General features: G+C 44.6%; 11 protein-coding genes and 1 pseudogene. 7 read left to right on the top strand and 5 right to left on the bottom strand.

Annotation, left to right across the window (positions count from 1 at the left end; all coding sequences use genetic code 11):
• The 3 genes and pseudogenes from B5D50_RS18215 to B5D50_RS18205 form a co-directional block, all read left to right on the top strand.
• Positions 1–675 (top strand): annotated as a pseudogene (locus tag B5D50_RS18215) (collagen-like protein); the annotation flags it as partial.
• Positions 676–837: 162 nt separating this feature from the next.
• Positions 838–1,323, top strand: a complete 486-nt coding sequence (locus B5D50_RS18210) for a hypothetical protein (protein WP_078924096.1) — start codon at positions 838–840, stop codon at positions 1,321–1,323.
• 138 nt (positions 1,324–1,461) lie between these two features.
• A complete protein-coding gene (locus B5D50_RS18205) occupies positions 1,462–2,757 on the top strand; it encodes a glycosyltransferase (RefSeq protein ID WP_078924095.1) in 1,296 nt (431 codons plus the stop codon).
• 81 nt (positions 2,758–2,838) lie between these two features.
• Here the strand turns inward: B5D50_RS18205 and B5D50_RS18200 are convergent, their stop codons facing one another.
• Both B5D50_RS18200 and B5D50_RS18195 read right to left on the bottom strand, forming a co-directional pair.
• Positions 2,839–3,825 carry a DUF6445 family protein gene (locus B5D50_RS18200; protein ID WP_078924094.1) on the bottom strand — a complete coding sequence of 329 codons (987 nt, stop codon included), beginning with the start codon at positions 3,823–3,825 and terminating at the stop codon, positions 2,839–2,841.
• Positions 3,826–3,946: 121 nt separating this feature from the next.
• Positions 3,947–4,486: a hypothetical protein gene (locus B5D50_RS18195; RefSeq protein ID WP_078924093.1), complete on the bottom strand. Its 540-nt coding sequence runs from the start codon at positions 4,484–4,486 to the stop codon at positions 3,947–3,949.
• 121 nt (positions 4,487–4,607) lie between these two features.
• Between B5D50_RS18195 and dnaE the strand changes: the two genes are divergently transcribed.
• From dnaE to hda, 4 genes are read left to right on the top strand one after another with little or no spacing between them, the layout of a single operon-like run.
• Positions 4,608–8,126: a DNA polymerase III subunit alpha gene (dnaE, locus tag B5D50_RS18190; protein WP_078924092.1), complete on the top strand. Its 3,519-nt coding sequence runs from the start codon at positions 4,608–4,610 to the stop codon at positions 8,124–8,126.
• Between the two features lie 12 nt (positions 8,127–8,138).
• Positions 8,139–8,696 carry a CDP-alcohol phosphatidyltransferase family protein gene (locus B5D50_RS18185; protein ID WP_078924091.1) on the top strand — a complete coding sequence of 186 codons (558 nt, stop codon included), beginning with the start codon at positions 8,139–8,141 and terminating at the stop codon, positions 8,694–8,696.
• A 3-nt stretch (positions 8,697–8,699) separates the two neighbouring features.
• Positions 8,700–9,761 carry an AI-2E family transporter gene (locus tag B5D50_RS18180; RefSeq protein ID WP_078924090.1) on the top strand — a complete coding sequence of 354 codons (1,062 nt, stop codon included), beginning with the start codon at positions 8,700–8,702 and terminating at the stop codon, positions 9,759–9,761.
• Positions 9,758–10,471: a DnaA regulatory inactivator Hda gene (gene hda / locus B5D50_RS18175; protein WP_078924089.1), complete on the top strand. Its 714-nt coding sequence runs from the start codon at positions 9,758–9,760 to the stop codon at positions 10,469–10,471. Before B5D50_RS18180 ends, hda begins: the two co-directional genes overlap by 4 nt.
• Here the strand turns inward: hda and B5D50_RS18170 are convergent.
• From B5D50_RS18170 to B5D50_RS18160, 3 genes are all read right to left on the bottom strand, one after another.
• Positions 10,460–10,639 (bottom strand): PA3496 family putative envelope integrity protein, encoded by a 180-nt coding sequence (locus B5D50_RS18170; protein WP_078924088.1) that lies wholly within the window; start codon positions 10,637–10,639, stop codon positions 10,460–10,462. The two genes, hda and B5D50_RS18170, sit on opposite strands and share 12 nt — an antisense overlap.
• Before the next feature lie 86 nt (positions 10,640–10,725).
• The gene (gene dsbD / locus B5D50_RS18165; RefSeq protein ID WP_078924087.1) at positions 10,726–13,038 is read right to left on the bottom strand and encodes a protein-disulfide reductase DsbD; all 2,313 of its coding nucleotides are present in this window, start codon (positions 13,036–13,038) and stop codon (positions 10,726–10,728) included.
• 333 nt (positions 13,039–13,371) lie between these two features.
• Positions 13,372–13,683: an H-NS histone family protein gene (locus B5D50_RS18160; RefSeq protein ID WP_078924086.1), complete on the bottom strand. Its 312-nt coding sequence runs from the start codon at positions 13,681–13,683 to the stop codon at positions 13,372–13,374.
• Between the last annotated feature and the right edge of the window lie 172 nt (positions 13,684–13,855).

Here is a 13,855-nt window from a genome sequence, read left to right as displayed (position 1 = left end):
GGTTCAACGGGTGCTCAGGGTTCAACAGGTGCACAAGGTACAGCAGGAACTAATGGTACTAACGGTGCTCAAGGTGCCCAAGGTGCTCAAGGCTCTACAGGAACTAGTGGTACCAATGGTACCAATGGCCAAGGCTTCTTCGATTGGTTCTCTCAGACCATCGGTGACGTACAGGGTGATGGCGACATAGACCAATTTGACGTTCAAGCTTGGTTAAAAGGTGATACGGGTGCTCAAGGCGCAACCGGAGCACAAGGCTCTACAGGTGCTCAAGGGACGACGGGTGCTCAAGGCTCTACTGGTACGACTGGTGCACAAGGTGCAACTGGATCTCAGGGTTCTACAGGTGCACAAGGCGCAACTGGATCTCAGGGTATGAAAGGTGCTCAAGGGACGACTGGCGCACAAGGTTCTACAGGTGCTCAAGGGACGACTGGCGCACAAGGGACGACTGGCGCTCAAGGCTCTACAGGTGCACAGGGTACTAAAGGCGCTCAAGGCTCTACAGGTGCTCAAGGCTCTACAGGTTCAACCGGCGCACAAGGTTCTACAGGTGCACAAGGTTCTACTGGCGCACAAGGTACTAAGGGTGCTCAAGGTGCTCAAGGTGCTCAAGGCGCAATGGGTGGCACTGGTGGTGGCTGTGACATCGGTTGGGGTGGCTGGTGGTGCTAAGTTAGGCTCACCTGTCAGCTAGTCTGATCTAAAAAAGACCCCACAGCTTCGGTTGTGGGGTTTTGCTTTTTAGACTCGTTTATCTTGAAAATTAGCAATTTTTTCAAAAAATTGGCTAACTACAGAGACTAATTTCTAGTTCATTGCGTAGGTGTGTTAGTTATGCAACAGGATTTATCTGTCGTAGTCCTCCGGCATTTAAAGCCGATTTTAGAGATGCTACGGCATACAATTTTAACTTGCCCAGAACAGGTATTTGCTGGGGATAAGATTTTAGTTCGTGAACAGCTGTATCATGCTTTGGTGGGGATGGATGTTTGGTTTTCGGATAAACCAAATGAGTATAATTTTAATGAGATTCTAGATATAAAAGCCGCCCAGATGCATGGGATTGCACCTCCTCATATTTCACGGCGTTTCCTATTAGCGTATCTAGGAAAAATAGAGCATAAGTTGGCTGCTATGCCGATGAAGCCTGAGAAATTTTTAGAAATAAGAGAGATCGGGGGGCGCGAAATGACTTATTTAGATCAGTGCTTAGTACAAATGCGTCATGTCCAACATCATCTAGGTGAGGTCGATGAAATTATGCGTAGCCATCAGCTCCCTTTGCTTGAGTGGCGGGGCTATGGCGAATATCTGCAATAAGCGTTCAAATTGCGATAATCGCTAGGATAATTAAGATAACTGTCCTAGGTTATTCAATAAGCCTTTGTTATTCTCTAAATTGATTTTTTAAAGTTTACCGACTAATTGCTTGAATATAAAAAAGAAGAGATAGTAGTTATGCGTTTTAGTATTTTTACCCCAACTCATAAGCCGACCTATATCGGTGAGGCATTTGAAACTTTATTAGCACAAACTTTTACTGATTGGGAATGGGTGATAGTGCCTAATGGTACGGCCGTGATCCCTGAGGCGATTGCTCGACATCCCCAAGTGCGAGTTGTCCGCGCACCGGATGAGCTAGCCGTTAAAGGTGTCGGTGCTTTGAAGCGTTTTGCGTGTGAACATTGCCAAGGTGAGCTGTTTGTCGAGCTAGACCACGATGATTTACTCACCCCTGATGCGCTACAAGTGATTGATGCACGGGCGGCAGCGACGAATGCAGGCTTTTTGTATTCAGATTTTACTAATTTTCGGGCTGATCATTCTTGCCAGATTTTTATGGCGAGTCATGGTTGGGAGAGTTATCCTTTCAATTGGCAGGATAAGCGTTACACCGCCATGCGTGCCTTTGAAACCGATGCCAGTGCCTTGCATCAGATTTTCTATGCCCCCAATCATGTACGAGTCTGGTCACGAGAAGCCTATTTCAAAGCGGGTGGCCATGATCCTGAGCTGCATGTAGTCGATGACCATGATCTGATTTGCCGTACTTATTTGGTGGGCGCACATTTTGAGTATATCCCTAAATGTTTATATCTCTATCGTTTATTAGAGAATGAAGATAACACCTATTTGCGGTTTAATGCCGATATTCAGCGCATGCAGCAGGAAGTGTCGAATAAATATGTGTATCGCCTGATTGCTGAATGGTGTCGGCGGAATAATCTGCCGATGTTGGATTTGGGCGGTGCACATAATTCACCGGCTGGCTTTAAAAGTGTTGATCTAGTCAATGCCGATGTGAATTGTGATATTCGCAAAGGTTTACCTTTCCCTGATAATTCAGTGGGTTGTATTCGTGCCTATGATTTCTTAGAGCATATGCCACATTGTGCTGATTCAAGTTGTGATCATGGCGCTTCAGGCGGTTTGCTGTGCACGGTCGGTTTGATGAATGAGATCTATCGGGTACTCGTGCCGGGTGGTTGGTTAGTATCCCGGACACCTTCAACCGATGGACGGGGCGCTTTCCAAGATCCAACCCATATCTCGTTTTGGAATCAGAATTCTTTCTGGTATTACACCAATCGAGAGCAGGCGATTTATGTGCGTGGTATTCAATGTCGCTTCCAAGATACTCGTCTGTGGCAGGGTTTCCCAACCGATTGGCATAAAGAACATAATATTTTATATGTATTCGCTGATTTGGTAGCCTTAAAAGGCCAACGTCAACCGGGTTTTATTAAAATCTAAGTAAGTTCAGTTCAAACTTGGGCTTAGAAAGGTAAAAGGCGCGAAGTTCGCGCCTTTTTTATGGAAACTCAATACGAGTGTTTAAACCGCATCAAAGAAGAACATGTGGAATAAACGGCTGTTTTCCATCGTATCACCGAAATAAGCCGAGGCAGCATGTACCCGTTTAGCATCAAAAATCACTAAGCGGTTGTACACATTACCCACTACATCCACTACATCCCAACGAGTTTTGTCATAGAAATTACCCGCAAACATTTCATCGAATAAAACATTTTCTGATTTGCCCTGCCGTTTGCAGTCGGCAGGTGTCGGGTAAGCCATCAAGCCATTGACTTTGCTTTTATAAAAACTGGTACCGCATTCTGGAGGGGCATCTGGCGTTAAGAAGATGACAGCGGCATAACTTTGATTATCTGTGTGATAGACCAAGGCTTCCTGTGCAGTGCAGTATTGAAAAACACCATTGTAAATATGCTCTTCCCAAACGGTAATTTTTTTACCTAATAGTTTTTCAAAGGAAGCTTTAGTCCCTTCGAAAATTGTCTTGGTTTCTGTACGTGAGCCTTTGTGATATTTGACGTTTGGATTAAAGTCTAAAGTCATCGCATACTCACGGACTTGATCAGGATCACTGTAATAGTTATCCACTACAATCACCGCAGGTGCTTGTGGATTAATCGTAATCGGAGGGGGCAGGCAGAGTGGTTTGGCGGCTTGAGTTGCCTTAGCGACTGACTGGGCTGATGATTTAAGTTCGGTGAAGACTTTATAACTCGATTCACCTTGGAATTTCACACTAAAGGTTAGGGTGTCAAAGGCGGCATCCGGTGTCAGAATGAACTTAAAGCCTGTTTGCTTACCTTCAGGGAGTTTGTAGAAATTATTAACATCATGGCGCACGTCGAGGTTATAGAGTTCACTGCTATAAGTCTCTGAAGTGTCAACACGAATCGACTCAATCACTCGACCGGTGCTAAAAACCCAACCTGCTAGAAAATAGGTGCGGTCATATCCATCTAAATGATCAAGGTTAAATTTAATCTCTTCTAATAATGTTTCATGCATAGCGTCTGACCCGTCATTTTTTTAAATAGAATTATAAGTTTCTAAATTATTAGCATTGACGTGAGAGAGTAAAGCAGGCGGCGATAAACTGCTTCGGCTTGCAGATAGTGCGTAGGCTCGATTAGCTCGGTTTATTGTTTGGGTTGATCAGGCGAGGTTTGGATTCAGGATTCGCACTGAGTTGTGCGGTTTTATAACGTCTTTCTTGCTTGAGACGCAGGAGATAGCCACCTAGAGTGCCACCTGCGGTGCCTAATAGGAGGATACCTAAGCTAATAAATTGGGTGAGTAATAAAAACCCCCCGACACTGGCTACCCCTGCAACGGCAAGGCCTAGTTTAAAATTAGCTTGTGCTGTTGTGCGTTTGATTGCTTGCTGAACCTGTTTTTGTGCTTCTTTCGTGACTTGATGCTTGGCGCGCTCAGCATTGACTTTAATTTGCTCACGTTCCCGTGCATGGCTGGCTTGTAGGCGCATGATTTCATCTTTGCGCTGCTGATTGGACATCGCACCAAACCATAAGGCCATCAAAGTCGCTATAATACTCAATGGAATGATCAGGCGTAGCCAACCCCAACCCGCCAAGTTCTCGGGTGCAAGTAAGATCAAGCTGACCGTCATCAGCTCTAGCAATAAGAGGCCGGGGAGAAATTTCAGCATGGGATTCACTCGTTCTGATCAGCTTAAGAATAGGGTATCATTCATCAGGGGCTTGGCAAAATCTACCAACCCGACCTCAACGTATTCCAATTTTTTTGTAGCCACAGTATCGCCATAACCTATGACTCAATTCGTTCATCTCCGTTTACATACTGAGTATTCATTAGTGGATAGTACCATTCGGATCAAGCCCTTAATGAAAGCAGTTGAAAAATCGGGCATGGCAGCAGTAGCCATTACCGACCAAAATAATTTTTTTGGCTTAGTTAAGTTTTATAAAGCAGCGATGGGGGCTGGAGTCAAACCGGTGTTTGGGGTGGATTTATTGCTGGCCAATGAGTCATCCGATCAACTGTTTCATATTATTTTACTTTGCCAAAATAATACCGGTTATCGCAATCTAACCCGTCTGATTTCACGGGCTTGGCAGCAGGGGCAAGTATTGGGTGTGCCTCGAGTGCAGCGTGCTTGGGTAAAAGAGTTTAGCGAGGGTGTGTTAATGCTCTCGGGGGGGCGTGATGGCGATGTCGGGCAAGCTTTGTTAATGGGAAATAAAGAGCTGGCTGAAAAGCGTCTTCAGGCGTGGTGCGAAGTCTTTCCCGATCGTTATTATTTAGAATTACAGCGTACCGGACGGGACGGTGAAGAAGATTATATTCATGCCGCCGTTGATTTAGCTTTGGCTTATCAAGTACCGGTGGTGGCAACTAATGATGTCCGCTTTATTGCCAGCAGTGATTTTGAGGCACATGAAGCTCGAGTCTGTATCAACAGTGGGCAGGTATTAGCTGATCCCAAACGCCCTAAGCCTTATAGCCCGCAGCAATATTTACGGTCGGCAGCAGAAATGCAGGCACTGTTTGCTGATCTACCTTCCGCGCTTGAAAATACGGTGGAAATTGCTAAACGTTGCAATGTTTCCCTGACTTTAGGTAAAAACTATCTACCACAATTCCCGATTCCTGATGGCATGACCACAGAGGCCTATTTTTGCAAGGTAGGCGAAGAGGGTTTAGAAGCACGGTTAGATTTTTTGTTTGCTGAGCAATATCCACGCGGCACACGGGAGTTTGAACTGAAGCGTCAGCCTTATGATGAGCGCTTAAAGATTGAGCTGGATGTCATCAATAAAATGGGTTTCCCTGGCTATTTCTTAATCGTTGCCGATTTCATTCAGTGGGCTAAGGATAATGATATTCCCGTAGGTCCTGGGCGGGGTTCGGGGGCGGGGTCTTTGGTTGCCTATGCCTTAAAAATTACTGACCTTGATCCACTGGCTTATGATTTGTTATTCGAGCGCTTTTTAAATCCAGAACGGGTGTCGATGCCGGACTTTGATATCGACTTCTGCATGGATAATCGCGATAAAGTGATTGATTATGTGGCTCAAGCTTATGGGCGTAATCAGGTTTCACAAATTGTGACCTTTGGTTCGATGGCCGCTAAAGCGGTGGTGCGTGATGTCGGGCGGGTACTGAGTCATCCTTACGGTTTTGTCGATCGGGTCGCTAAATTAATTCCTTTTGTGCTGGGCATTACCTTAGAAGATGCGCTCGGGCGCACTGCAAAAGCGCAAGAAGATGCTGAGCGCGTGTCACCGGATCTGATTGAGCTGTATGAAAAAGATGAGGAAGTCAAAGCGCTACTGGATATGGCGCTGTCTCTAGAGGGTTTAACCCGTAACACCGGTAAGCATGCCGGAGGCGTGCTGATTGCACCGTCGGATTTAACCGATTTCACGCCAATCTTATGTGATGAAGCGGGCAAAGGAGTGGTTTCGCAATATGACAAAGATGATGTTGAAGCCGTCGGTTTGGTCAAGTTCGACTTTTTAGGACTGCGCAATCTCACTATTATTCAATGGGCGCTTGAAACGATTAATCGCCAGCGCGCTATGAAGCATTTACCACTGATCGACATCAATCGTATTCCGTTAGATGACAAAGCGTCTTTTGATTTACTGAAAGCGCAGAAAACCACGGCGGTCTTCCAGTTGGAATCGCGTGGGATGAAAGATCTGATTCGTCGTTTACAACCGGATGTTTTTGAGGATGTTATTGCTTTAGTGGCGTTGTTTCGCCCAGGACCTTTGCAATCAGGGATGGTGGATGATTTTATCAATCGGAAAAAGGGGATCGCAAAAGTTGAGTATCCGCATCCGAGTCTAGAGCAAATTCTCAAGCCGACCTATGGGGTCATTGTTTACCAAGAGCAAGTGATGCAGATTGCTCAGGTACTCGCGAATTACACGCTAGGCGGTGCGGATATGCTGCGCCGTGCGATGGGCAAGAAAAAGCCTGAGGAAATGGCGAAGCAACGTTCGATCTTCATGGACGGTGCACGGGGCAATCAAATTGATGAGCATCAAGCGGGCTTTATCTTTGATTTGATGGAAAAATTTGCGGAATATGGTTTTAATAAATCCCATTCAGCAGCCTATGCTTTAGTTGCTTTCCAAACGGCTTGGTTGAAAGCGCATTATCCAGCAGCGTTTATGGCCGCAGTCTTATCGGCTGATATGGATAATACCGATAAAGTGGTGATGCTCTTAGATGATTGTCGGCAATTGGGGGTGAAGATTCTGCCGCCTGATTTAAATCAATCGGCCTACCATTTTACGGTGGATGATAAAAATAACATTATCTATGGATTAGGTGCAGTCAAAGGCGCGGGCGAAGCGGCGATTTCCGTGATTATGCAGGAACGTGCTGCGAAGGGGGCTTATGTTTCTTTACTCGATTTTTGCCAACGTATTTACTCGCATAAAGTGACTCGGCGAGTTTTGGAAACTTTAATTAAAGCAGGGGTCTTGGATTCGCTGCCGGGGTCAAGGCGAGCAAAAATTGAGTTTCTGCCTGAAGCACTGAAGCGTGCTGAGCAATATCATCGTGATCAAGGGGTGGGGCAGGTTGATTTATTTGGTGGCGCGATTGTTAATCATCAAACCGCCGTGTCGATGCCGGAGTTACCTGAGTGGCCTGAAAAAGAACGCTTGCGTTTAGAGAAAGAAACACTAGGTTTATACCTGACCGGACACCCTCTTGATGAGTATATTCAAGAGCTAACTGCAGTCAGTAAGCTGAGTTTACGCGATATTATAGAGTATGACGGTAGCGGTTCGCAGCGGTATGCGAAAGAACCCGTGTTATTCGGGGCTTTAGTGGCGAGCATTCGCATTCAAGCCTCTGATCGGGGTAAGCGCTATTTTATTAAGCTAGAGGATCGTACCGTTGCTGAGTATGAGATTCTGCTGTTTGCGGATACGTTTGCTCAGTTTGGTCATTTACTAGAAAAAGAAGCGATCATCGCTATAGAAGGTAGCGTTAGTTTAGATCAGCGTACCGGTTCGGCTCGCTTACGAATAGACTCCATTTATGATATGCAAACTTTACGGGAAAGCTTTTTGCGTAAGTTAAAATTACGAGTGGATGCTCAGCATGCCAGTCATGTGTTAACCGATTTGCAAACTTGGTTAGTGACCAGCACTGAGCCACGCTATCCGGTGGTGATTGATTATTGCAACCAAAGTGCTCGCGCTGAGTTGCGCTTAAAGGAAGGCTGGTATCTTCCCTTAGATGACCAACATTTACGGAGTTTACGCCAGAAGCTAGGGCAGGATGCAGTCCAATTAATTTTTTAATGCTAGGTCACTATGTCTGCATTGAAGTACCTTCCTAATATTATCACGATTGCACGGATTATTTCTGTCGTGCCGGTTGCTTGGCTATTGTGGCATGAGTCTTATCAAGCGGCCTTAGTGTTATTGATTTTAGCGGGTTTGAGTGACGGTTTAGACGGTTATTTGGCACGTCGCTATCAATGGTTCACCCGTTTAGGGGCTTTGCTGGATCCTGTCGCCGATAAGCTTTTTATTGTCACAATTATGTTAGTGTTTGGTTTTAAAGGTTTTTTGCCTTGGTGGATTGTGTTGCTGATTTTTGGGCGAGATCTATTAATCATCGGTGGAGCCGTGGTGTATCGTTGGGTGACAGGGGCTTTGGAAATGAAGCCCCTGTTGATCAGCAAAGTGAATACCGCCTTGCAGTTGGTGTTGCTAGCCGCTACTTTAGTGCATGTCGGTTTTTATACTTTGCCACAAACTGTGATAGATAATTTAGAATGGTTAGTCGCTGCGAGTACTATTCTTAGTGGGGCGGCTTATGTGTTTTTCTGGAGCTATTATGCGTGGGTCAACCAAAAGCGTTCTTAAGTCATGAGTTCAAAAATAGGGTTTTGGCTAGTACTGATCACGATTGCAGCGGTTTTGTTTTATTTGCTGTCACCGATGCTGACCCCCTTTTTTGTTGCTGCTTTATTAGCGTATCTCGGTGATCCTTTAGTTGATCGCTTAGAGGCCAAAAAGCTTTCACGTACTTTGGCGGTGACTATTGTTTTCGTGGTTATTTCACTGATTATCTTGGTATTTTTCTTATTTCTAGTGCCTTTGCTAGAAATGCAAATTAGAAGTTTGGGTGAGAAGTTACCGGGGTATTTAGATTGGTCATTTGGGATGTTCGGTACGTATTTGCAGGAGCAGTTAGGGGTTGATCCTTCAATTTTGGAAGGTGAGAGGCTTAAAGATTTAATCACCTCAAATTGGCAGCAAACCGGTGGTTTGATTAAAAATGTGATTCAGACAGTCTCTAAATCAGGCTTTATGATTGTGGGGTGGATTGGAACTCTCGCCCTGATTCCAGTGATTTTATTTTATCTACTGAGAGATTGGGATAACTTAGTGGCTTATATTCATGATTTATTGCCACGTGCTATTGAGCCGACAGTCACCGAGCTTGCCCGCGAATCTGACGAAATGCTGGGTGCTTTTTTGCGTGGGCAGTTTATGGTGATGATTGCACTGAGTATTTTGTATTGGCTAGGTTTAACCCTCATTGGGCTGGATTTTGCTTTATTAATTGGTTTTATTGCCGGTTTGGTGAGTTTTGTGCCTTATTTAGGGCTGATCGTGGGGATTACCATTGCTGGAATTGCAGTGTTGTTTCAAACTCAGGATGCCTTGAATTTACTTTGGGTGCTCTTAGTCTTTGTTGCGGTACAGGTGATTGAAGGGTCGGTATTGACGCCTTGGTTAGTGGGAGAGCGTATTGGTTTGCATCCGGTCGCTGTGATCTTTGCGGTGTTGGCTGGGGGGCAGCTATTTGGTTTTGTTGGTATTCTATTGGCACTACCAGTTGCCGCTGTCTTAGCAGTGATTATGCGTCATCTGCATGAAACCTATAAACAAAGCAATGTTTATACCGACGAATCACTGCCATGAACCAGCTCACCTTAAAGATTGCTTTGCTGGATGGTTTTGATTTTGATTCGTTTTATCCGATGCCACAGAATCGAGATGCTCTTGCTTTGTTGCATTCAGCGTTTTGGCAATCCTTTCAGCAAGTTTTTTTATATGGGGATGCTGGCAGTGGCAAGTCACATTTGCTACAGGCTTGCTGCTATAAAGCTCAGGAATCGAGTCATTCGGCAGCTTATTTATCGCTTAAACAATTAGCACCCTATGGAGCACGGGTGTTAGAGGGTTTAGATCGTTGTGCTTTGTTAGCGATTGATGATTTAGATTATATCGTTGGTAATTTGGAGTGGGAAACGGCGGTATTTCATTTAATTAACCGTTGTCGGCAGCATGGGCAACCTTTATTATTAGCCGCGCTGAATAATCCGCATCAACTAGACTGCGAGTTAGCCGATCTAGGCTCACGCTTAGTCTGGGGACCTGCTTATCGAATTTATCGTTTAGATGAGCCGAGTGCTCTAGAGGCTTTCAAATGGCGTGCCTACAAGCGAGGCTTGCAAATACCTGAATATATTATTAAGTATATTAATAAAAACTTTCCTAAAGATATGCAATCTTTAATGATCATTTTAGATCAATTAGACAAAGCCAGCTTGCATAAAGGGAGGAAGATTACTCGCAATCTGATTCAAGAAACCTTCCCCGACAATACCTTGCCCACTTTAATCCAATAGAAAGTCCTCGTCGAAAATGTCTTTTAAACGGCGTTGCAAAGCTTGCTTTTCTCGATAGTCTTCGATATTGCGTCGGATGATATGTGGTTTGATCTTTTTGCTATCACGATCTGTATTAAGATGGGGTGCAGCTTCTTCTAGGTCATATTCATTTTCATGGTCATGCATGCTAAATACTCCTTGGTCTTTTTATATTATGAACCGAGTATAGCTTGAGTAGATGAATTTTTGCTGAGTAAAATATTGACACGAGATTAACGTATGCGGAATTGCTCCAAGTGCTTAGCAAAGTCAGCAGGATTTCTATACCCCACTGATCGTAAGTTTTTCATTTCCTTCGCTTGGTTATCAAAAAATACAATAGTGGGAGGGCCTGTGACAATCAGTTTTCTGAGTAAAGCCCGATCCTGTTCATCATCGGCAGTTAGATCCGCTTTTAATAATTGCACACCCTGTAGTTGTTTCATAACGGTGGGATCAACGAAGGTTGTTTGGTCTAAGCGCTTGCAATCAGGACACCATTCAGCGGTGAAGTCGAGCATGGTTAATTGTTGGCGTTCTTTGGCCAAGCGTAGTTTAGCTTCTAAGTCTTCAACAGATTTTATCGTTTCAAATTTGAGTTGATTGCTTGGACTAACGGCTAGGGTATTGGCGGAAACAGTTAATACCCCTTTCAAGGGTTGGAATAGGTTAGTACTCCCGGTGGCTACGCCTAATAGCTGCATTGCACCATAAAATACCATAATTAGACCAATACTCTTCCAAAATCGCTTCCAACCGGTGGCTTCTTCAGAAACTTTATCGAGTGCTCCCATATAAATACCTGAGGCGACTAGTAAAGTGCCGGTTAGAGCCATCGTAATTTCGATGGGTACAATCCGATGCAGCATGGAAATAGCCAGCCCTAGCATAATCATGCCAAAGATAGCTTTAGTGGTATCCATCCAAGTACCCGCTCGGGGTAGTAAATGCCCCGCCGAAGTACCTACAATCAATAAGGGGATGCCCATCGCAAAGCCCATCGTAAATAGAGCAATCCCGCCTAACAGTGCGTCTTTAGTTTGAGCGATGTAGGTCAAAGCGCCAGCTAATGGAGGGGCTACACAAGGGCCGACAATTAAAGTGGAGATAAACCCCATAATAGCTGCCCCAAGCAAACTACCGCCTGTTTGTTTATTACTAAATTCATTCAAACGCGATTGCAGGCTAGTGGGGAGTTGTAGGTCAAAAAAGCCGAACATAGACAGGGCTAAGATCACAAATAAAGTTGCAAAAATCCCAATAGCCACAGGATGTTGCAGCGTCATTTGCAAATTAGCGCCAAACAGGCCGAAGAAAATACCAATCAGGGCATAAGCCACCGAGCTAGCGGTGACATAGGCTAAGGATAAAAAGAAGGCTTTACGTGTCGATAAATCAGATTGCCCAGCGATTACGCCTGACAGAATAGGGAACATCGGGAAGATGCAGGGTGTGAATGCGAGTAGTAAACCGCCACCAAAAAATAAAAGAATCGTCCCAAAAAAACTTGCCCCTTCCAGTGCAGAAATATAGGAATTATTGTCATTAGCTGTCTTAGCTGCTGGTGGTTCAGGTAGTGATTCAAGTTTAGGAGGAGCGCTACTTAAATCAATGTTTACCGTCTTTTTGACAGGGGGATAGCAGATACCCGTGCTGCTTGAGCAGCCTTGGTATTCAGCAATCACACTGAGCTTTTTGGGTAGTGGTGCTTGATTTTCGGTCTGAATAATGGGAATGCTGATGTCTAAGGTATCGCTGAATACTTCGACCGTGCCGAAATAATCATCTTCAACGATTTGGCCTGTAGGGAATAAAGGTGCTCCGAGGTGGAAATCTTCATTGCCTTGAGTGGAAAAGCTGATTTTGCTCCGGTAAAGCTGATGATCAGGCTGAATATCCCAATGGGCAACCAGCGTCTTTTGATCAACAGCGACTAAATTATATTTAAAAGCTTGATCAACCGGCACAGGCTCAACCGCAGGATCACTGGGTGTGGCAGGCGGTGGCTTAATGGATTTGACAACTGGCTTGGTGGCTGGAGCGAGTGGGGCAGCAACTTGAGTATCAGCAGTATCAGTGTTGGATTCAGCAGCGGGCGGCGTGTCTAAAGCGGCTAATTGTAGTTTTAAAATTTGTTTTTGTGGGGGATAACAGAGACCAGCGTCAGCACAACCTTGATATTTAGCTTCTAGCTCAAGCTCCAGAGCACCTTGGGCGTTTTTTGAGCGAGTTAGCGGTAGATCAAGTACGACATCCTGATGGTAGACCTCGGTTTCACCAAAATTAGGATCTGCTTTTATTTCGCCAGTGGGGAAGTTTAGCGAGTCGGCCGCAGGGAACTGGATCTCAGGGTGCTTAGAACTTACCGCAAATTTTTTGCGATACAGATAATAACCGTCAGTGACTTTCCAAGTGAGGCGTATCTGCTCTTTGTCAAGGGCTTGGGCCGAAACTTGAAAGGCTTGATTGACCGGCAACACCTCTGGAAAGGCTGCTGCATTCAAACTAATAATGAATAACCAGCAGATAAAAAACAGATTTTTCATGCCAAGGAAGCTCTTTTGTATCCTGTCAAAAGTAACAACATTAAAGAGTTGGGGTTCAGCCCTCGATGCGTATAGGCGACTGTTGATATCTTCCTTCGTCTACAGTCAAACCCGATCCACCCCCCGTCTTTGTGCGGGAAGCTGCTTATAGTAGAGGAAATGGCTGGGAACAGCAAAAATCTTCGTATCAGTTGCACACAACTAATTTAGTTAAGGCAGATGGATAGAACACTGATAGCTTAAGATCAAGTCGATTCATCAAGACAAAATGCCGCTGATAAAAGCCTGACAAGCAGACTTTTATCGCTGACGGCTTGCGTCTAATCTATTGGCTTAAATCAGTAAATCTTCTAAAGTTTTACCAGCATTTAAGCTTTGTTCTACCCAAACAGGACGACGCCCACGCCCAGTCCAAGTATTTTCTGGATTTTCAGGGTTGCGGTATTTGGGTTGTACGGGTTTACGTACTGATTTGGCTTCTAATATTTCTTGCAGGGTAAAACCAGACTCTTCGACTAGAGCATCTAATTTTCTGCGGACATCTAATAATTCCGTTTGCTTACGATTACTGATGGCATGTTCAATGTTATATTTGAGCTTGTCTAATTCAGCAACACTTAAAGTATCTAGATTTATGCTTGCCATGTTATTACTGTCTCTCTACAGTTGTTCAGAAACCGTTAAAATATACTTTTCCTTTAAATCATGTCAACTGTAACAGGATTGAAAATCCACTAGTTTTTCAAAGATTATTTTTTTTCAAATAAATCGAGGCTTAGCAAAACAAAAAATAAGCAGTTTAGTTTTAAAATTGCTG

Origin of the sequence: Thiothrix eikelboomii (assembly GCF_900167255.1) — a bacterium.
In the GTDB taxonomy this organism is placed as follows: Bacteria; Pseudomonadota; Gammaproteobacteria; order Thiotrichales; family Thiotrichaceae; genus Thiolinea; species Thiolinea eikelboomii.
Note: the sequence above shows the minus strand (reverse complement) of the source record. Positions and strands in the feature narration are given on the sequence as shown.